General features: G+C 69.4%; 17 protein-coding genes. 12 read left to right on the top strand and 5 right to left on the bottom strand.

Annotated elements, in window-relative coordinates:
- Positions 1 to 39: 39 nt before the first annotated feature.
- From AB4070_RS12875 to AB4070_RS12865, 3 genes are all read right to left on the bottom strand, one after another.
- On the bottom strand, positions 40 to 1,035 hold the full coding sequence (locus tag AB4070_RS12875; protein ID WP_441980426.1) for an ABC transporter permease: 996 nt from the start codon (positions 1,033 to 1,035) through the stop codon (positions 40 to 42).
- Positions 1,035 to 2,336 (bottom strand): quaternary amine ABC transporter ATP-binding protein, encoded by a 1,302-nt coding sequence (locus AB4070_RS12870; protein WP_441980425.1) that lies wholly within the window; start codon positions 2,334 to 2,336, stop codon positions 1,035 to 1,037. The genes AB4070_RS12875 and AB4070_RS12870 overlap by 1 nt, the downstream gene beginning before the upstream one ends.
- A gap of 338 nt (positions 2,337 to 2,674) precedes the next feature.
- Positions 2,675 to 3,985, bottom strand: coding sequence for a class I SAM-dependent methyltransferase (locus AB4070_RS12865; RefSeq protein ID WP_441980424.1), 1,311 nt, complete (start codon positions 3,983 to 3,985; stop codon positions 2,675 to 2,677).
- 90 nt (positions 3,986 to 4,075) lie between these two features.
- On the opposite strand from AB4070_RS12865, the gene AB4070_RS12860 reads away from it, so the two are divergent.
- The 7 genes from AB4070_RS12860 to AB4070_RS12830 all read left to right on the top strand — a co-directional run bounded on the left by AB4070_RS12860 (position 4,076) and on the right by AB4070_RS12830 (position 10,676).
- On the top strand, positions 4,076 to 5,059 hold the full coding sequence (locus tag AB4070_RS12860) for an ATP-binding cassette domain-containing protein (protein WP_441980423.1): 984 nt from the start codon (positions 4,076 to 4,078) through the stop codon (positions 5,057 to 5,059).
- On the top strand, positions 5,059 to 6,681 hold the full coding sequence (locus tag AB4070_RS12855) for an ABC transporter permease (RefSeq protein WP_441980422.1): 1,623 nt from the start codon (positions 5,059 to 5,061) through the stop codon (positions 6,679 to 6,681). Before AB4070_RS12860 ends, AB4070_RS12855 begins: the two co-directional genes overlap by 1 nt.
- 10 nt (positions 6,682 to 6,691) lie before the next feature.
- Positions 6,692 to 7,180 (top strand): GbsR/MarR family transcriptional regulator, encoded by a 489-nt coding sequence (locus AB4070_RS12850; RefSeq protein ID WP_441980421.1) that lies wholly within the window; start codon positions 6,692 to 6,694, stop codon positions 7,178 to 7,180.
- 237 nt (positions 7,181 to 7,417) lie between these two features.
- Positions 7,418 to 7,807 (top strand): GntR family transcriptional regulator, encoded by a 390-nt coding sequence (locus AB4070_RS12845; RefSeq protein ID WP_282847811.1) that lies wholly within the window; start codon positions 7,418 to 7,420, stop codon positions 7,805 to 7,807.
- A complete protein-coding gene (locus AB4070_RS12840) occupies positions 7,804 to 8,718 on the top strand; it encodes an ABC transporter ATP-binding protein (protein WP_441980420.1) in 915 nt (304 codons plus the stop codon). The genes AB4070_RS12845 and AB4070_RS12840 overlap by 4 nt, the downstream gene beginning before the upstream one ends.
- Positions 8,718 to 9,404, top strand: coding sequence for a hypothetical protein (locus AB4070_RS12835; protein WP_441980419.1), 687 nt, complete (start codon positions 8,718 to 8,720; stop codon positions 9,402 to 9,404). The genes AB4070_RS12840 and AB4070_RS12835 overlap by 1 nt, the downstream gene beginning before the upstream one ends.
- 147 nt (positions 9,405 to 9,551) lie before the next feature.
- Complete coding sequence (locus AB4070_RS12830) at positions 9,552 to 10,676, top strand: FUSC family protein (protein WP_441980418.1); 1,125 nt, start codon at positions 9,552 to 9,554, stop codon at positions 10,674 to 10,676.
- Between the two features lie 5 nt (positions 10,677 to 10,681).
- Here the strand turns inward: AB4070_RS12830 and AB4070_RS12825 are convergent, their stop codons facing one another.
- Entirely contained in the window at positions 10,682 to 11,272 is a 591-nt protein-coding gene (locus AB4070_RS12825) for a winged helix-turn-helix domain-containing protein (RefSeq protein ID WP_058630841.1), read from the bottom strand.
- 74 nt (positions 11,273 to 11,346) lie between these two features.
- On the opposite strand from AB4070_RS12825, the gene AB4070_RS12820 reads away from it, so the two are divergent.
- On the top strand, positions 11,347 to 12,714 hold the full coding sequence (locus AB4070_RS12820) for an MFS transporter (RefSeq protein WP_441980417.1): 1,368 nt from the start codon (positions 11,347 to 11,349) through the stop codon (positions 12,712 to 12,714).
- A 24-nt stretch (positions 12,715 to 12,738) separates the two neighbouring features.
- Here AB4070_RS12820 and AB4070_RS12815 read toward each other — a convergent pair whose 3' ends face one another.
- Entirely contained in the window at positions 12,739 to 12,957 is a 219-nt protein-coding gene (locus AB4070_RS12815) for an SCO4848 family membrane protein (RefSeq protein ID WP_441980416.1), read from the bottom strand.
- A gap of 70 nt (positions 12,958 to 13,027) precedes the next feature.
- On the opposite strand from AB4070_RS12815, the gene AB4070_RS12810 reads away from it, so the two are divergent.
- The 4 genes from AB4070_RS12810 (at position 13,028) to AB4070_RS12795 (ending at position 18,450) form a co-directional block, all read left to right on the top strand.
- Complete coding sequence (locus AB4070_RS12810) at positions 13,028 to 13,708, top strand: RNA polymerase sigma factor (RefSeq protein ID WP_441980415.1); 681 nt, start codon at positions 13,028 to 13,030, stop codon at positions 13,706 to 13,708.
- Positions 13,705 to 14,160 (top strand): hypothetical protein, encoded by a 456-nt coding sequence (locus AB4070_RS12805; protein ID WP_441980414.1) that lies wholly within the window; start codon positions 13,705 to 13,707, stop codon positions 14,158 to 14,160. The genes AB4070_RS12810 and AB4070_RS12805 overlap by 4 nt, the downstream gene beginning before the upstream one ends.
- Positions 14,161 to 14,217: 57 nt before the next feature.
- Positions 14,218 to 15,786, top strand: a complete 1,569-nt coding sequence (locus tag AB4070_RS12800; protein ID WP_441980413.1) for a S8 family peptidase — start codon at positions 14,218 to 14,220, stop codon at positions 15,784 to 15,786.
- 213 nt (positions 15,787 to 15,999) lie between these two features.
- On the top strand, positions 16,000 to 18,450 hold the full coding sequence (locus tag AB4070_RS12795; RefSeq protein ID WP_441980412.1) for a CHAT domain-containing protein: 2,451 nt from the start codon (positions 16,000 to 16,002) through the stop codon (positions 18,448 to 18,450).
- Positions 18,451 to 18,766: the final 316 nt, after the last annotated feature.

The raw sequence follows: 18,766 nt of genomic DNA, 5'->3' as shown, positions 1-18,766 counted from the left end.
TGCGTTCCGTATGGGTGTTGTTCCGTAGGGGTGAAAGTGTCAGCGCACGCCGCCGCCGACGGCGTTGCGTCGCGGCGCGACGTCGGCGCGTTCCGCCGCAGCCGCGGCGTCCTGCTGCTCGACGACCTCGGGAGTGGGAGCGGATGCTGTTCCGCCACCGTTCGGAGTGCGACGCCGTGCGAGCATGCCGAGCAGCGACGAGCGGTTCTCGCCCGGCGCTCCCAGCGCCGCAGTGACCCGGTCGAGGAAGACCGCGATCAACACGACACCGAGGCCTGCCTCGACGCCCTTGGGGATGTTGATGGTCGAGATCGCCTCGACCACCATCTTCCCGAGGCCGTCCGCTCCCGCCATTCCGGCGATGACCGCCATCGACAGGGCGAGCATGATGACCTGGTTGACGCCGGCCATGATGGTCGGCATCGCGAGCGGAAGCTGGATGCCGCGCAGGATCTGGCCCGGCTTCGCGCCGAACGCCTGCCCCGCCTCGACGGTCTCGGAGTCGACCCCGCGGATGCCGAGCTCGGTCAGGCGCACGCCAGGGGGCAGCGCGAAGATCACGGTCGCCACGAGGCCGGGCACCACGCCGATGCCGAAGAACACGATCGCCGGGATCAGGTACACGAAGGCCGGCATGGTCTGCATGAAGTCGAGCACGGGCTTGAGCACGGCGCGGACGGTGGCGTTGCGCGCCGACCAGATGCCCAGCGGCACGGCGATCAGCACCGCGATGATGGCGGCGACGAGCACGAGCGCCAGGGTCTGCATCGCGGGAACCCAGAGGTCCATCCCGACGATCAGTCCGAACGACACGACCGTGCCGATCGCGAGCTGCCATGAGCGCACGACCCAGGCGATGAGCGCGGCGATCACGATGATGACCACGAAGTTCGGTGCGAGCAGGATGCTCGTGAGGCCGTCGACGAGGAAGCTCATCACGAACGAGATCACGTCGAGCAGACCGTCGAGGTTGTCCTTGACCCAGTCGACGACCGACTCGATCCAGGTTCCTACGGGGATGCGGAAGCCATCCATCAGCGCACCTCCTCCGTGGTCGGGGCGTCCACCGGGTCGGCGGTCCACCCGTCATCGAGCACCGCATCGATCTCGGCCTGCGGCATCGGCATGAGCGGGAGAGTGATCTCCTCGGTCGCCCCGGGTCCGGGGCCGAGGGCGGCGAGCAGCGTCACGCGCGGTATCACCCCGACCAGGCGGCCGTCGGCATCCGTGACCGCGAGCGGCAGCGGCGACTCCACAGCCGGCACGAACAGGTTCATGAGCACGTCATCCTCGCGCACGCTCTGCAGCACGGGCTTGATGATCGAGTCGAGCGTGGTCGCGCCGTTGCGCACGAGCTTCACCGCGTCGCGGTCGGTGACGACACCCACGAGCTGCCGGTCCTTGCCGACCACGTACGTGGCCGACATGTAGGCGTCGCGCATCTGCCGAAGGGCGGTGCGGGGTCCCGCGGTGTGCGGCACGACGGGGCGCGGGCGCTCCATCACGTTGGCCGCGGTCAGCACGCGGGCACGGTCGACGTCCTGCACGAACTGCTCGACGTAGTCGTTGGCCGGGTCCATCAGGATGTCTTCGGGCGTGCCGATCTGCACGATGCGGCCGTCGCGCATCACCGCGATGCGGTCACCGAGGAACATCGCCTCGTTCAGGTCGTGCGTGATGAACACGATGGTCTTCTGGAGCTTCTGCTGCAGTTCGAGCAGCTGCTCCTGCATCTCGCGCCGGATCAGGGGGTCGAGGGCGCTGAACGCCTCGTCCATCAGCAGGATGTCGCTGTCGGCGGCGAGCGCACGGGCGATGCCGACGCGCTGCTGCATGCCACCGGAGAGCTCGGACGGGAGCTTCTCGCCCTGCCCCTCGAGCCCGACCAGCGAGAGGATCTCCTCCGCCTTCGCCAGGCGCTCGGCCTTCGGGGCGCCCTTGAGCTCCAGCGGGTACGCGACGTTCGCAGCGACCGTGCGGTGCGGCAGCAGGGCGAAGTGCTGGAAGACCATCGAGATGCGGTCGCGACGGATCTCGCGGAGTCGCGACGACGGGATGCCGGTGATGGGATCGCCGTTCACGGTGACGGTGCCGTCGGTGACGTCGTGCAACCCGTTGAGCATGCGGATGATGGTGGACTTGCCGGATCCCGACAGGCCCATGATGACGAAGATCTCTCCGCGGTTGACGGAGAAGCTGGCGTCGATGACCGCGGCGGTGCCGGCATCCGCGACGGCGGATCGGCTCTCACCGGCCTTCAGGCGACGGACGGCGGCGTTCGGATTCTTACCGAAAACCTTGTACAGATTGCGCGCTTCGAGAGCGATTTCGGACACGTTTCCCCTGCGGCTCGCCTTCGGGTGGCTGAGCCTGCTTCGGTTACGCCCGGGTGATCCTCTCAAGGCCGTTCGACATGTCTGCTGTGGCGGCACGGACGGCGGATTTCGGATCTGCCGCGATAGAGCATCGACCGTACGTCCACGCCTCTTCGCAGCACAGCTCATCGAAAGAAGGACGTGGTCGCGGACTGGTCTTCGGGCCGTCAGGCCCACAGACCAACGTAACGAAATGGCCGATCAGGGGCAAATCCCGGTCGGGCGAGGTGGTCTCGTTTCGGTGGCTGACCGGGGGATTGCACGGGTATTCAACAATCCCTCCCACGGTGGTTCCGCGGTCAGGAATCCGAGGTCCGCGCGCTCCGGATGCTGCGGGTCACGGTGAACTTCGGGGTGCGGGCGAGCTGCGTGGTCGGCCCGATCAGACGGGTGAGCTCGGGGCGATAAGCGAGTGAGGAGTTGTACACCGCGAACAGCTCTCCGCCGGGTCGGAGCACACGGGCGGCGGCCTCGAACAGCCGCGTCGCCGCTCCCGTGTGCACGCTCGCGCCGAGGTGGAACGGCGGGTTCAGGAGCACCACGTCGAAGGAGGCATCGGGAAGCGCGGAGCCGGCGTCGTCGTGCGTGACCGCGACCCGGTCGGCGACTCCGTTCGCAGCCGCCGTCGCGCGGGCGGATGCCACTGCAGCGGCCGACCTGTCCGTGGCCGTCACCTGGGCGTCGGGGTGTGCGAGGGCATAGGAGACGGCGAGCGCGCCGGTGCCGCAGCCGAGGTCGAGCACGCGTCGGTCCGCAGTGTCGTGAACAACTCCGGAAGAACGTCCGTTCTCCAGCCCGTTCCGGTCCGGATCACGCCGATCCGGTGCATTCTTGCGGAGTCGTGCACCGGTCAGGCCGAGCACCTCCAGCAGCACCCGCGTTCCGATGTCCAGGCGCGGCCCCGCGAAGGCACCTCCGTGGGCGACCAGCGTCAGTCCGTCGTGATGCGCCGTCACCGGGAACGGCGGGTCCGCGGGGACGGGGCGCGGTTCCGACGCCAGGATCAGTCGTGACTTCCGCTCGGCGCGTTGGGCCTGCACGTGCGCGAAGCTCCGCCCCAGCACCTCGTTCTGGCCGAGGGACATGTGCTTCACGCGGCCTCCGGCGACGAGAACCACGTCGGGAGCAGCCCAGCGAGCCACGGCGTCGGCGATCTCCTCGAGTTCCGCGAGCGACTTCGGCAGCTGCAGCAGCACCAGCTTCGCACCGGTGAGCAGGTCGGCGTCGAGCTCGTGCGGGCGGAACAGCAGGCCGAAACCCAGACCACCCGTCTCGCCCGCGGCGGGTTGCTCCACGACGCGCCGCGTCGCATCGAAGTCGTCTCCGTTTCGGCCGGAAGCACCTGCAAGCCCGAGCTCCTCCGCGTTGCGCTGCAGTGCGCGCCGACCGGTCGCGAGGTCCTGATGCACGCGGATGCCGTGCCGCCCTGCAGCGGCCAGAGCGAGCGTGATCGCGCCGTACTCGTCGCCGATCACGACCGTCTCGGAGCCTGGCACCTCGAGCGCGAGTGCCCGTTGCACGAGCAGCAGGTCGGTCGCGTCATACGCCTGCAGGTTCTCCGCCTCGACGTCGGGCCAGCGGCGCAGGCGACTGTAGGGGAACTCCGGCACCAGCCCACTGTACGCGGGCGTCGTAAGGATTTCGCATGTGTTGTTTTCGCCCGATTCACAACTTTGTGAATCGGGCGTACGCTCCCGCGCATGACCACCGTCATCGCCACCCGCGACCTCACGAAGCACTACGGCCATGTGCACGCACTCGACGGCCTCGATCTCACCGTCGGGCAGGGCCAGGTGCACGGGTTCCTCGGCCCGAACGGCGCGGGCAAGTCGACCACCATCCGCATCCTCCTCGGCCTCGCGCGGCGCACCGGGGGTGAGGTCGAGGTCTTCGGCGAAGACCCCTGGGATCGCGCCGTCGACCTGCACCGACGCATCGCCTACGTGCCAGGAGACGTCAGCGTCTGGCCGAACCTGTCCGGGGGCGAAGCCGTCGACCTGCTCGCACGGCTGCGCGGCGCCCGCGCGAAGGACACGGCCTACCAGCACGAGAAGAAGCGCCTGATGGACGCGTTCCAGTTCGACCCGCGCAAGAAGGGCCGCGCGTACTCGAAGGGGAACCGGCAGAAGGTCGCTCTGATCGCGGCGTTCGCCGTGCCTGCCGACCTCTACATCCTCGACGAGCCGACCAGCGGACTCGATCCCCTGATGGCGGTCATCTTCCAGCGTGAAGTGGCCCGCGCCAACGCGAACGGCGCGACCGTGCTGCTGTCGAGCCACATCATGAGCGAGGTCGAGCAGCTGTGCGACCGGGTGTCGATCATCCGCGCGGGCCGCGTCGTGGAGACGGGGACCCTGTCGGAGCTGCGTCATCTCACCCGCAGCGACGTGTCGTTCGCCTCCGCCGGCGCGACCCTCGAACAGGTCGGCCGCATCCCGGACGTGCACGACCCCGTGCAGCAGGGCGACCGCATCCGCCTCTCCGTCGACAGCGATCGCACGGCGACGGTGCTTCCGGCACTCGCCACCCTCGGCATCAGCGACCTCCGCGTCGCCCCGCCCTCGCTCGAGGAGCTGTTCCTGCGCCACTACGGCGACGACCTCGCCGGCCTCGAGGCGGCCGAGGACGGCGAGGCGGAGCACGAAGCGCCCTCCACCCGTCGCGCGCTGAAGGATCGTGCGTGATGACCGCGTTCGGCGTGCTGCTGAGACAGCGACTGCGCCGCGATCGGCTGCAGCTCACGCTGTGGATCATCGGTACGGCGCTGATGGCCTTCGCCGGGTACGCCGGTGTCAGCCAGTCGTACTCGACTCTTGCCGACCGGCAGAACATCCTCGCGGCAGCGCTCGCGAATCCGGTGATCCTGATGTTCCGCGGGCTGCCGTCCGGCACATCCGAAGGGGCGTTCCTGGCTTTCGAGGTGCTGCCGTGGCTGGCGTTCCTCGCCGCTCTCATGAGCACTTTCCTCGCCGTACGGCACACCCGGGGCGACGAGGAGGCGGGACGGGCTGAGCTCGTCTGGGCCACCCCCGCCGGACGCCGCCTTCCGACGGTCGCGACGATCGTGCACGGGGTCATCGCAAACCTCGCTCTGGCCCTGCTCACCGCGCTCGCGCTGATCGCCACCGGCCTTCCGCTCGCAGGCTCGATCCTGGCGGGGACCGCGGCGGCATCCTGCGGCATCGCGTTCTTCGGCGTCGGCCTCGTCGCCGCGCAGCTTCTGCGCACCTCTCGAGGCGCGAACTCCCTGACGGTCTGGGTGCTCGTGGCGATGTTCCTGATCCGCGGCATCGGCAACGCGGCGGGCACCCCCAGCGACGATCTCACGAGCATGACGAGCGCGTGGCCGGCGTGGCTGTCCCCCTTCGGCTGGGTGGAGCAGTCCCGCCCCTATGACTCCGACCTGGTCTGGCCGGTGCTGCTCGGCCTGGCCTTCGGACTCGTGCTCGCCGGCGCATCCGTCGCCCTCCAGTCGCTGCGAGACATCGATGCGAGTTTCGTCGCGGAGCGCCCCGGCAGGGTCTCGGCACGGCCCGTGCTCGCCTCGCCGCATGCCCTGGTGTGGCGGCTCACGTCCGGGGCGATCGTGGGGTGGGCGGTCGGCGGAGCGATCACCGGCATCCTCGCCACCACGCTGAGCGGACTGGTCGACCGGATCTCGGGCGAGAACCCGGCAGTGGCCGACATCCTGACCAAGATCGGCGGAGCGACGGGCGGGCTCGACGAGGTCGTGGTCACCGTGTTCTTCACCCTTCTCGGGATCCTCGCAGCGTGCTGCGCCGTACAGATCGTGGTGCGCGCGCGGCAGGAGGAGGCGCGCGGCACTGCCGAGGCCGTGCTCGCGACCCCGGTCGGTCGTGTGCGCTGGCTCGCCGACTACGTGATCGTCGGCGTGGTCGCGGTGCTGATCGTGGTCGCCGCCGCGGTGCTCGCCGGGTGGGTCGGGATCCGGGTGAACGGCGGCGCTGATTCGCTCTATCGGATCGTGGCGGTGGCGGGGCTCGGCCAGGCGATCGCCGCATCGGTCTTCGCCGTGCTCACCGCGCTCGTCTTCGTCCTGCTCCCGCGCGCGACGACGGCCGTCGCGTGGAGCCTCGTCCTGCTGGCGACCCTGTTCGGGATGTTCGGTCCGTTGTTCGGACTGCCGGAATGGACGATGAACCTCTCGCCGTTCGGGGTGACCCCGGTGGTGGACGGCAGCGGCGTGGATGTACGCGGCCTGTGGTGGCTCGTGCTCGCCCTGGTCGCGGGAGGCGCAGGAGCCCTGACCCTGATGCGACGCCGTGAGCTCGCCCCCGGAGCCTAGGAGGAGCACGATGCCCGACGACAGCGGCGCACCCTCGCCCGACTCCCACCGCGGGATGGAACCCGCCGAGCAGGCCGCCGCCATGATGACCGCCGCCGGGATGCCCCGGATGCCGGCGCGCGTGATGATGGCGCTGGTCGCCGCTCCCGAGGGCGGGTACACGGCCGCCCAGCTCGGCGAGCGCCTGGGCGTCTCGGCCGCCGCCGTCTCCGGTGCGGTGCGCTACCTGCAGCAGCTGCACTTCATCCAGCGTCGCTCCCGTCCCGGCGACCGGCGCGACCGTTACGAGTTCGTGCACGATCCGTTCTACAACTCGATCGTCGGGAACATGCCGGTGTATTCGCGCCTCTCCGAGTACATCGACGAGATCGCCGCGGAGCACGACGACGATCAGGGCGCCCACGACCGCGCGATCGAGCTCGCCGAGTTCTTCCGCTTCCTCTCCACGCGCATGCTGCAGATCGTCGAGGACTGGCGCGAGCACCGCCGCGACTCCTGATCACTCCGCACCCCACACCCTCACCCGCACCTCCGCACCCGCACCCCTCCGCGCACCTCCGCGAAAACCCAGACCTTCCACCCGCATCACGCGTGTCACTCCTACGGCCGAGGCCGACGCGCGGAGCGGGCACCGGATGGTCTGGGTTTTGGCACCAGCGGCTGCCCCCCTTGACACTCATCCAGGTTCTGTGGTTACTTAGTCAAGTAACTAACCCACAAACCACGCGGAGGACTCGTGATCGAAGAAGGCAAGCCGCTCTTCCTCCAGATCGCCGAGCAGATCGAGGACTCGATCGTCGACGGCACACTCAGCGAGGAGGCGCAGGCCCCTTCCACGAACGAGCTCGCCGCGTTCTACCGGATCAACCCCGCCACCGCAGCGAAGGGAGTCGCCATGCTCACCGACAAGGGAGTGCTCTACAAGCGCCGAGGCATCGGCATGTTCGTCGCCGACGGTGCCAGGGAGCTGCTCCTCGGCGAGCGCCGCGCCGCGTTCGCCGATCGCTACATCGACCCGCTCCTCGCCGAGGCCCGCACGCTCGGGCTGGGCGCGGAAGATCTCGCGGCGCTGCTCAGGCAGCGCGCCGCACTGAACATCGACGCAGAAGGGAAGACCCCCGCATGACCACCGTCATCGAGGTGCAGAACCTCACCAAGCGCTACAAGGAGAAGCGAGCGCTCGACAACGTGTCGCTCGCCATCGAGGGAGACGCGATCTACGGCCTCCTCGGCCGGAACGGTGCAGGCAAGACCACGCTCATGTCCATCCTCACCGCGCAGAACTTCGAATCATCCGGAACCATCAAGGTCTTCGGCGAGCACCCGTACGAGAACGCGCACGTGCTCAGTCGGATCTGCTTCGTCCGCGAGAGCCAGAAGTATCCGGACGACGCGTATCCCAAGCACGCTTTCAAGGCTGCGAGCCTGTTCTTCCCGAACTGGGACCAGGCGCTCGCCGACGAACTCATCGCCGAGTTCCAGCTGCCGATGAAGCAGACGATCAAGAAGCTCTCGCGCGGTCAGCTCTCCGCCGTCGGCGTGATCATCGGTCTCGCCTCGCGCGCCGAGATCACCTTCTTCGACGAGCCCTACCTCGGCCTCGATGCCGTCGCCAGACAGATCTTCTACGACCGACTGGTGGAGGACTACGCGGAGCATCCGCGCACGATCATCCTGTCCTCGCACCTGATCGACGAGGTGTCGAACCTCATCGAGAAGGTCATCGTGATCGACGATGGGCGCATCCTGCTCAACGAAGACACGGATGCGGTCCGCGAACGCGCCGTGACCGTGGTGGGCGACGCCGCCAAGGTCGACGCCTGGGTGGGGGCGCGGGAGGTGCTGCACCGGGAGTCGCTCGGCCGGGTTGCGTCGGTCACCGTCCTCGGCGCCGTGTCGTCGGAGGATCGCGCCGAGATCACCGCGTCCGGACTCGACCTCGCACCCGTCTCGCTGCAGCAGCTGGTCGTGCGGCTCACGCAGAAGGTCGCGACCGATCCCACGAGAGAGAACGCAGCGAAAGAGGAGGTGCGCTGATGCGACGCACGGTCAACGTCATCCGCCTGCAGCTGATCAACAAGGGCACCTTCGTCTGGTATCCGCTGATCATCCTCGCCGCAGCCGTCGTGATCTCGGTCATCATCTACGCGATGATCCCGGTCGACACCCCCAAGTACGGCGGAGGCGGCCAGGCTCCGCTGTGGTACTTCTTCGCGATCGGCATGTCGGCGATGACTCTGACCTTCCCGTTCTCGCAGGCCATGAGCATCACCCGCAGGGAGTTCTTCTTCGGCACGCTGCTGACGGCGATCCTCGGCAGTGCCCTCATGGGAATCCTGTTCCTGATCGGCGGCGGCATCGAGGTCGCCACGAACGGCTACGGCGTGAACGGCTACGTCTTCTACCTGCCGTGGCTGTGGGACGCCGGGCCCCTCGGCGCCTTCGTGGTGTACTTCACCCTGGCCCTGTTCTTCTTCGTGCTCGGGTTCACCGGGGCGACGATCTACAAGAGCTGGGGACAGCTGGTGCTCCTCATCGTCAGCATCGGGCTCTCGCTGGTGCTCATCGGACTGGTGTTCCTGGCGACGCGTCTCGACCTGTGGAACCACGTCGGCGCGGCGATCATGGACCTCGGCGCGCTGGGACTGGCACTGTGGGGACTCCTTCTCACCGCGATCTTCACGGGAGTGTCGTTCCTCGCGTTCCGCAGGACCATCCCCTGATCCTCCGCGAGAGAACACGAATGCCGCGACCGCACACCCCGTGCGGTCGCGGCATCGTGGCTTTCGTCACCGGATCCCCCTAGCTTCGGAGCACGGCGGACGCAACCGGGTGCCGAAGAGCCGCGACGGTCACTACGCTCGGTGCGCGTGAAGATCCCTCCTCGTCTGCGGGCCCGCCGTTCGGGTATCGCCCGCTCGCTGCATGAAGCCGTGCTCCCCGCGCGCCTCCTGCTCGTCGCGAAGACGATGCTCGCGGTCGGGCTGGCCTGGGCGATCGCACCGCACATGCCCGGTGTCACCGACGAGTACCCCTACTACGCTCCGCTCGGCGCGCTGGTGAGCATGTATCCGACCTTGATGGGCTCGGCGAGATCGAGTCTGCAGACCTTGCTCGGGCTGGCCACCGGAATCGGCCTGGCGACACTCATCGTGATCACGGTGGGTCCGTCCTGGTGGTCGATCCCTCTCGTCGTCGGCCTCGGCGTCCTCGTGTCGGGGACGGGGTGGTTCGGCGTCGGTCGCGAGTATGTGCCGATGGCCGCCCTGTTCGTGCTGATCATCGGCGGGCAGAACGCCGACGACTACTCGCTCGGGTATCTGACGCAGATGGCGGTCGGGGTGATCGTCGGCCTGGTGGTGAACCTTGTCATCGCGCCGGCACCGCTCACCATGGCAGCAGCGGGACGGGTGGCCGACTTCCGTGAGCAGCTGGCCGCGCATCTGCACGACATCGGTTCGGCGGTCTCGGAGTCGTGGCCTCCCGAGCACGAGCAGTGGGCCGACGACGCGGCATCGCTGGCCGACACCTCCTCGGAGTTGAGGGCGGCCCTGACCGAGGCGGAGGAGAGTCGTCGCGGCAATCCTCGCGCCAAGGGACACCGCTCACGGATCCAGCAGAGCCACGATGAACTCGCTGCCCTCGATCGCATCGGCCACCTCATCCGCGACATCGCCGACGAGATCGCCGACACCATCTGGGAGCGGCCGGCCGGACTGGCACTCGACCCCGCTCTCCCGGAGCCCCTGTCGGCCGCGTGCCATGCGGTGGCCGAGGTGATCGCGCACGGCGATGCCTCCTCGAGCGAGGATCACCGCGTCCGCGCCGAGGCGGCGCGCGCGATCCGGCTGCTCCTCGAGACCGTCGACGATCGCACGGTCGACGTCCGACGGTCGATGGGTCCGGGAGTGCTCACCGCCATGCACCTGCGACGCATCCTGATCCTGAGCGGTACAGGCTCCCCCTCCGGAAAGAGGGAGGAGGAGGTCGAGTAGCCGCGTCAGATGGTGTCGTCGGCGGCGATCACATCCACCTGCCAGTAACGGCCATCGGGGTCGGTGTCGTCGTGCGCATCGTCGGCAGCACTCATCACGTCGTTGATCTTCACCATCAGGTCGTCGAATTCGGCCTCGGTCAACCGCATCGTGCGCTGGGTGAAGGCGGCGTGCACCTCTGCCGTGCGACCGGCGACGTATTCAGGCGTCCAGGCGGTCACGCGGCGCATCAGGTCGTGGTGATCCTCGACCAGCGCGGCGATCACGGCGCTGCCGAGCTCCTCGTCGGCGACCGGACTCTCCGGGCCGCCCACGTTGAGGGGGCCCTTGTGCCCCGTCCAGACGCGGTCGCGCCGATCGCGGGCCTTCTCCGGCGCCTCTTCGATCAGCCCGGCATCGGCGAGCGCGCGCAGGTGGAAGCTGGCGCTGTTCGCCGGCACGCCCAGTTCCGCGGCGATGTCGGCGGCGCGCAGGAAGTCCCGCCGGGCGAAGAGGCGGATCATCTGGCGCCGAAGCGGGTGCGAGTAGGCCTTCAGCATGGCCGATGTCATCCAGGCGGGGTCATCGCGCGCGCTCTTCGTGCGATCCTCCGTCATCCCCCGATCCTACCCGCACTTCCCATTGCGCAATAAGACTTGCGCAATACTTCTTGCGCATCTAGTCTCGACGCATGACCACCCTCACCGAGCCTCATCGCCTGTGGCGGAACACGCGCTATCTGACCTGGCTGGTGAGCGATACGAGCAAGGGGCTCGCCGGCGCGTTGTTCGGCTTCGCGATCCCCCTGCTCGCTCTGATCGTGACGAACGACCCTGCTCAGGCGGGCATCATCGGCGGGGTCGGGATGGCGGCCCGACTCCTCACGACCCTTGCGGGTGGCGTGCTCGCCGACCGCCATCGCCGTATCGCGCTGATGCTCCTCGGCTCGCTCATCGGCATCGTGCTGGCTGGCGGCTTCACGCTTCTCGCCCTGGGGGACGCCCTGACCTTCGGGTCGCTGCTCGTGGTCGACGTACTGCTCGCCGCGCGCAGCGGACTCTTCGACGTCGCCGGCGAGAGCGCCATCAAGGAGATCGTTCCCGACGATGCGATGGGGCGCGCCCAGGCAGCGAATCAGGGGCGTGATGCCGCTCTCCAGCTCGCGGGTGGTCCGCTCGGCGGTCTGCTGCTCGGCGTCGGCGGCTGGCTCGTCGGCGTGGTCATGACCCTGTGCCACGTGATCGCGGCCCTGACCGCGTGGATGCTGGGGCGTCAGGCGCGTCGCGCCGGAGTGGTCGACGCGGGCGAAAACCCAGACCATCTGCGTGCTGCGCAGCGCGTCGAGCCCGAACACGCCGCGGGCACGGCGGATGGTCTGGGTTTCGGCACCTCGACCGCCCCGCCCGCGGCCAAGCCCAACGCGTGGAAGGAGCTCCGCGAAGGATTCGGGTGGCTGCTCTCCCGGCCAGACCTCGGCGGAGTGCTGCTCATCACGACGGTCATCAACCTCGGCTTCAACGCCACGATCACCACCATCATCTACGCCCTCCAGCAGGACGGACACTCCGAGCTTCTGATCGGCACCCTGAGCGCGTCGATCGGCGCCGTGATGCTCGCGGGAGCCGTGGTGGCCCCGCTGCTCATCCCGCGCATCAAGGCCGGAATCCTGGCGATCGCGGGGCTCTCCGTGATCTCGGCAGGTGCCATCGTGCTGTCGATGGTCACCGACCCGCTGATCATCGCCGTGGTGCTCGGCGTCTCGGTGCTGCTGGTCCCGGCGCTCAACGCCGGCATGATGGGCTACTTCATGGTCGCGACCCCGAGCCACCTGCTGGGGCGTGCCAACAGTGCTGCCGGTGTTCTCGGCATGGGCGCGATGCCGCTGGCACCACTCATCGCCGGCTTCGGCCTCGCCTGGATCGGCCGGGAGTGGACCACCCTGGTGTGCGCAGCGCTCTGCCTCGTCGCCGTGGCGATGGCCCTCGGCAACCGGGCGCTGCGCGCTCTGCCCGTCGAGTCCCGCTGGGCCGAGCACGCGAAGCAGTACGAGAGGGCCTGAGCTCCCAGGAGAACGCGGTCGGCGCTAGAGCGCTCCGGTCAGCGCGGCGATCCCCGCCAGCAGTGACACGAGAGCGAGCACGAGCGCGACCGCGATGAGGACGGCATGCACCTTGAGGAACGCCGTGGCCTTGCCGTTCTCGTCCCGCGCGCGGGGGTCCCTGGCCACACGCTTGTAGAACTGCGGCCAGACCAGGGCGTTGAAGGCGGCGTTGAGGAACAGCACGATGGCGAGGGGGATCACCCCTCCACGGTATCGACTTCTTCTATGGGCCTCCCCGCGCGATCATCCGCGCGGATTCTTGGATGCAGACATGTATCAGAAAGCCCTTGCCGCGCTCCTGGTAGGTGTGATCACAATGGGCTTCATGATCGACGGTGCACCCGGCACCGCTCACGATCCTGCCTCGGACGACGGGCGCGCACGCTGGGAGCGCGCCGCGGATCTGTTCGACGCATGGCGCGAGAGCGACAGCCGCGCGATGGACGAGCTCGTACGGCTGATGACGCCCGTGCTCTGGCACGTCGTGCGTGCCTACGGGCTGGAGCGCACCCTCGCCGAAGACGTCGTGCAGACCACCTGGCTGCGACTCGTCCGCGGCCACGACTCGATCAGCGACTCACGGGCCGTGTCGGCCTGGCTCACGACCACTGCCCGCCGGGAGGCCTGGAAGGTCGCGAAAGCGCACGGCAAGGTCGACACGACCGACGCGGACGACCTCGACACGTTGCTGCCCGAACAGGCGTCGGCCGAAGAGCACGCCACCCTCGGCGACGAGAACCGCCGATTGTGGGCGGCTGTGCGGCGTCTGAACGAGCGCTGTCAGAAGCTGCTGCGCGTGATCGCTTTCGAGGATCGTCCGGACTACGCCCGCATCGCCACCGACCTCGCCATGCCCGTCGGCAGCATCGGCCCCACGCGGAATCGGTGCCTCGCGAAACTACGCGCCCTGCTGGACGCGCCACCGACAGCGCAGGCAGGGGGATTCGCATGACCGAACACGAGGACGCCCAGATGTTCGCCCGGCTCCGCTCCCTGTGGAGCGAGGTGGATCCGATGCCCGCCGGCCTCATCGACCGCATGGTCGCCGCGGTCGCCGCCGACGGCCTGAACCGCGAATACGCGCTGCTCACCCTGGTCGAAGGGCAGCTCGGCGCGGTGCGGGGCGAGGCCGACGCGCTCACCCTGCAGTTCAGCGACGGATCGACGAGCATCCTGCTGCACGTGACGACGACGGCTTCCGGACGCCGTCGCGTCGATGGCTGGGTCGACACCGCAGCCGCCGAGATCGTCCTGACGCAGGGCGAGAAGACCAGGTCGACCACGCCGGAGGAGACCGGACGCTTCGTGTTCGACGACGTCCCGCCCGGTCTCACACACGTTCGGCTGACCACCGTGATCGGGAACGAGACGCGCACGCTGGCGACCCCGCAGTTCGAGCTGTGACCACGGGCGCCGCCCGTCGATGAAGACGCGGGTCCGCCCGCAGGAAGAGGATGACGCATGGATCAGCCCAAGGGATGGACCTGGCAGGACCGCGCGGAGGGATCGATCCGACGGGGCACGGCGCTCGACCCGAGCACGGAGCCGGTGGACGGTATCCGTGCGTTTCCGACGGCGTACCTGCCGGAACGCCTGCTGATCACCCGTGCCCTCGGCGATGAGGAGGCCTACGACCGGGAGGTGCGCACGCTCCGCGACGCGGCGGACACGTTCGGCTGGCAGCTCGAGATCGAGGACGACACCCGCTCAGCGGTCGACGGCGAGCTGGTGCCGGGAGTTCCCGGTTTCCTGCGCGCACGACTGCGCACGCCGGATGAGCCGGTGCGCGGCGAATCGCCCGTCGCACCGGATGCCTGGCGGGTGCTCCAGCGCGCACGCCGCATGTCCCGCTCCACGATGCCGCGCACGAGCCTCGACCACGTGCTCTCCATCGATCCGGTCGGGCTCAATCCGTTCACCAGGACGAACCCGTTCACCCGCACCAATCCGTTCACCCGCACCAACCCGGTGCGCGGCGCGGGTGGTGCCGGCGGCAGCGACGACTACCTCGAGCCCGGACGCGGAGCACGACAGCCGGTGACCTGGTTGGGGCCTGCACCCGTGCGCGGTCCCAGCCCGAAGCGTGGACGACGACCCGTCGTCGCCGTGCTCGACACCGGCTGCGGGGAGCACGCCTGGCTTCCCGCTGACATCGTCACCCGCACCGTCGACCTCGACGGAGTGCCGGTCGGGCTGACCGATGACGCCGATCCGGAGCGCTACCCCGACCTGTACGGGCAGCTCGACGGGGAGATCGACGCGGTCGCCGGTCACGGCACCTTCATCGCCGGGCTCGTCCGACAGGCTGCTCCCGACGCCGACATCCTCTCGATCCGGGTGGCGGGAGCGCTCGGCGTCGTGGACGAGAGCACGCTCCTCGAGACGGTCGCCCAGGTCGTGACGTTGCTGGCGCGCCACCGCGAGAACCCGAAGACGGGCTTCCCGATCGATGTGCTGAACCTGTCGCTCAGCTACTACCACGAGACGCCGACCGACGGACTGTTCAGCCTCACGCTCTACCAGCTGCTCGCCAAGGCCCGCGAACTCGGCTGCGTGGTGGTGTGCTCAGCGGGGAACGACGCGATCGATCGCCCTTCCTTCCCGGCATCCCTGTGGCCATGGCCGGGCGCGGACAACGGCATCCGCCGGGACAGGAACGCACCGCTCGTCTCCGTCGGAGCGTTGAATCCGTCCGGCCAGTCGGTCGCCCTGTTCTCGAACATCGGTCCGTGGGTGCAGGCCTACGCACCCGGAGCCGCTGTGGTGAGCACCTCGCCCGCGTTCGTGGGAGGCACCCAGGCGGCGACGAGGGCCGACGTCGAGGGTCTGCGCCGCGAGACGATCGACCCCGACGACTATCGCGGAGGCTTCGCGGTGTGGAGCGGCACGTCGTTCTCGGCGCCGTATGTCGCGGCGCGGGTCGCCGCGCAGCTCGGCACCGTGCCGGTCGGCGGAGCGACCCCCAGCGCTGCGGCGAAGGCGGTGGCCGCCGTCCTGAAGTCGCTGCCGAGCCCGGTCGATCCCGTCTGACGCGCCCCCGGGACGAGCCGTCCGTACCGATGCGGGCGGCTCGTCCTGGTGCCGGGCGGCTGCCCGGGGCGCCTGGCGGTGCACCTGCAGGACGAATGCACGGATGCCGGATCAGGACGCGGCGCGTCATCCGACGAATGAACTTTCTCCCGACGGGTGTCGCGCTCCGTCCGCGCTCTTCCCCGCAGCCCGTGAGCACGGCATCCTGGAGGGATGCCCCTGTCCGCGATCGAGCTGCACCGGCGCGGAGTCGAGGCGGCGAATGCCCGGCGGTTCGCGCAGGCGAGGCGTGCCCTCGACGCGGCATCCGTCCGCGCGGACGACCCCGATCTCCGCGCGCGCATCGACGGCACGGTCGCCTACGTCCTCGCGCAGACGGGGAAGCCGGCGGCCGCCGAACAGCTGTGCCGCGAAGCGCTCGGCCGACCCGGTCTGCGGAGCGAGACGATCGCGGTGCTCAGCGGACAGCTCGGCACACTGCTCATGCACGGTGGTCGGCTGGCCGAGGCGGAGATCGAGCTCAGCCGCGCGATCGACACGCTCAGCGTGATCGGAGACGAGACGACCGAGCTCGCGAACTGCCTGATGAACCGCTCGGTGGTGCGGATGCAGCAGCGCGAGCTCGAGACCTGCATCCAGGATCTGCGGCGCGCGGTGGCCGTGTACGAGGCGAACGGCGACGAGGAGCCACTCGCCGAGGCCAGGCACAACCTCGGGTACGCAGCCCTGCTCGGAGGCGACCTCGTCACCGCGCTCACCCTCATGACACGTTCCCGCCCGAAGCTCGCCGCGATCAGCGATCTCGCTGCAGCCATCAGCGACCTCGATCGCGCGGAGGTGCTGCGCGACGCGGGACTCACGACCGAGGCCGAAGCACTCCTCGAGCAGGTCGCCGCCCAGTTCGGTGCCCAGCGGATGCGACAGGCCAGAGGCGAGTCGGAGTTCCACCTGGCTCGCTCTCTCCTGCGTCATGATCCTGCCGCGGCCGAGCGCGCAGCACGCACCGCAGCGCGGCGCTTCACCGCGCTCGCGAACGACGGGTGGGCGGCCCGAGCAGAGGCGGTGCGGCTGGAGGCGCAGCAGCGAGCGAAGCCGCATCGCCGCATCGACGACGCGGAGTTCGCTCGGACGGCGAAAGCCCTCGCGCGGAGTGGCTTCCACACGGAGGCGACGGGGCTGCGGCTGAGTGCACGCCGTGATGGCTCGGGCCGCCTGCCGCGAATCGACGACACCGCCCCGACACCCCTTCGCCTCCGCGCCGAGGAGGTGCGTGCCGCCCGCGCCGCGGCTGCCGGTCGTGACCGCGACGCCCTGCGCGCCGCCGTAGACGGGCTCGAGCTGCTCACCGCCTGGCAGCAGTCGTTCGGCGCCCTCGACCTCCAGGCCTCCGTCGCCATGCACGGCAGCGATCTGATGTTCGCGGGGCTCTCTGCTGCAGCGCGATTGCGCGACCCCGCCACGCTGTTCGAGTGGTCCGAGCGTGCGCGGCACCTCAGCCAGCAGGTCGCCCCGGTGCGACCGCCTCACGATGAGTCGCTCGCGGTGGACCTGGCCGAGCTGCGGATGCTGCGCGCCGAGCTGGCCGGGGGCGACTGGACGACGGATCCGAGAGTGCGGGCACTGCGCGACAGGGTGCGCGAGCGGCAGTGGGCGACGACCGGTTCCGGGGGAACCAGGGAGCGGCTCGGGCTCGCGGAGGCGACGGCGCTGCTCGCCCCGGACCAGGCGGTCCTGTCATACATCTTCACCGGATCCGACTTGCATGCCGTGGTCGCGACATCGGCCGGCGCGACCATCGTCGACCTGTCGTGGCGGCGGGTGCGGACGGCGCTCGACGGCCTCCGCGCCGATCTCGATATGGCCGCGCTGACGCGTGGGGGACTGATGGGTTCGGTCACCGAGCGGGCGCTCACCTCCCGGCTGGCGGTCCTCGACGCCGAGCTGCTCGATGCGGCGCAGTCCGCCGCGCCGTCCGCAACGCGCTTCGCGATCACGGTGCCTGGTGTGCTCGGCGGTGTTCCCTGGGCGATGCTCCCCGGAATGTCCGGCGTGCCCTTCACCCTCGCGACGTCTGCCTCCCGCCTGCTGGGCGGCCCCTCTCGCGTGAGGACGGCACCGTCGATGATCGGCTTCGCCGCCGGTCCCCGGGTCTCGCGTGCCGCCGAAGAGATCGAGCGCGCGGCGGCGACCTGGCGGGGGACCGGCCGCACACCGCGAATCCTGGAGCCTTCGGACGCGACGGTCGCCGCCGTCACCGAGCTCGCGGCGGCCACCGACGTGCTCCACATCGCCGCGCACGGAAGGCACGCGGTGGACAACCCGCTGTTCTCCGGATTCGAGCTCGCGGACGGCGTGCTGTTCGGCTACGACGTCGACCTGATCCCGAAGGTCCCGTCGACCGTGATCCTGTCTGCGTGCGAGCTCGGGCGCTCTTCGGTGCGGTGGGGCGAAGAGGCGTTGGGTATGACGCGGGTCTGGTTGCACGCGGGTGCCGACTGCGTGATCGCGGCCCCCGTCGCCGTTCCGGATGACGTCGCAGCCGAGCTGCTCAGCGCCGTGCACACCGGCCTGTCTGAAGGCGCCGCACCGGCCGTTGCGCTCGCGCGGGCCTCCGCCGAGACCGGCCTGAGCGCCCCGTTCCAGTGCCACGGCAGCGGATTCTGAAACTTTTGCTCCATTCGATGTATCAGAAGGGAGGCCGCTCGCTCCTGTTCTTCGGAAGGTGCCATGCGAAGGGCCTCGAAGGGAGAGGCGCGAGGGAGGCGCAGTCGGATCTGGGGATCATGCGCACTGGGGAGCGCGAACACGACACGGACACCATCTGCTCGAGGATGATGCGGCAGGCCGCCGCGGCACCCTCAGAGGGCCTCGACGATCTGGGGACGTCGGGGCCCTTGGGGTGTCCCGGGGGGAGCGACGCTCCTCAGAGCTCGAGGAAGTCGCCGAGCCAGGCGCGCACCGAGGCCAGACACTCCCCCAA

Origin of the sequence: Microbacterium sp. 2RAF4 (genome assembly GCF_052115285.1) — a bacterium.
Taxonomy (GTDB): domain Bacteria; phylum Actinomycetota; class Actinomycetes; order Actinomycetales; family Microbacteriaceae; genus Microbacterium; species Microbacterium oxydans.
Note: the sequence above shows the minus strand (reverse complement) of the source record. Positions and strands in the feature narration are given on the sequence as shown.

Bases quoted from the DNA above. Each gene is read 5' to 3' on its own strand.
- AB4070_RS12875 (WP_441980426.1), bottom strand. From the start codon at position 1,035: ATGGATGGCTTCCGCATCCCCGTAGGAACCTGGATCGAGTCGGTCGTC.
- AB4070_RS12860 (WP_441980423.1), top strand. From the start codon at position 4,076: ATGACCACCGTCATCGCCACCCGCGACCTCACGAAGCACTACGGCCAT.
- AB4070_RS12855 (WP_441980422.1), top strand. From the start codon at position 5,059: ATGACCGCGTTCGGCGTGCTGCTGAGACAGCGACTGCGCCGCGATCGG.
- AB4070_RS12850 (WP_441980421.1), top strand. From the start codon at position 6,692: ATGCCCGACGACAGCGGCGCACCCTCGCCCGACTCCCACCGCGGGATG.
- AB4070_RS12840 (WP_441980420.1), top strand. From the start codon at position 7,804: ATGACCACCGTCATCGAGGTGCAGAACCTCACCAAGCGCTACAAGGAG.
- AB4070_RS12835 (WP_441980419.1), top strand. From the start codon at position 8,718: ATGCGACGCACGGTCAACGTCATCCGCCTGCAGCTGATCAACAAGGGC.
- AB4070_RS12825 (WP_058630841.1), bottom strand. From the start codon at position 11,272: ATGACGGAGGATCGCACGAAGAGCGCGCGCGATGACCCCGCCTGGATG.
- AB4070_RS12820 (WP_441980417.1), top strand. From the start codon at position 11,347: ATGACCACCCTCACCGAGCCTCATCGCCTGTGGCGGAACACGCGCTAT.
- AB4070_RS12810 (WP_441980415.1), top strand. From the start codon at position 13,028: ATGTATCAGAAAGCCCTTGCCGCGCTCCTGGTAGGTGTGATCACAATG.
- AB4070_RS12805 (WP_441980414.1), top strand. From the start codon at position 13,705: ATGACCGAACACGAGGACGCCCAGATGTTCGCCCGGCTCCGCTCCCTG.
- AB4070_RS12800 (WP_441980413.1), top strand. From the start codon at position 14,218: ATGGATCAGCCCAAGGGATGGACCTGGCAGGACCGCGCGGAGGGATCG.
- AB4070_RS12795 (WP_441980412.1), top strand. From the start codon at position 16,000: ATGCCCCTGTCCGCGATCGAGCTGCACCGGCGCGGAGTCGAGGCGGCG.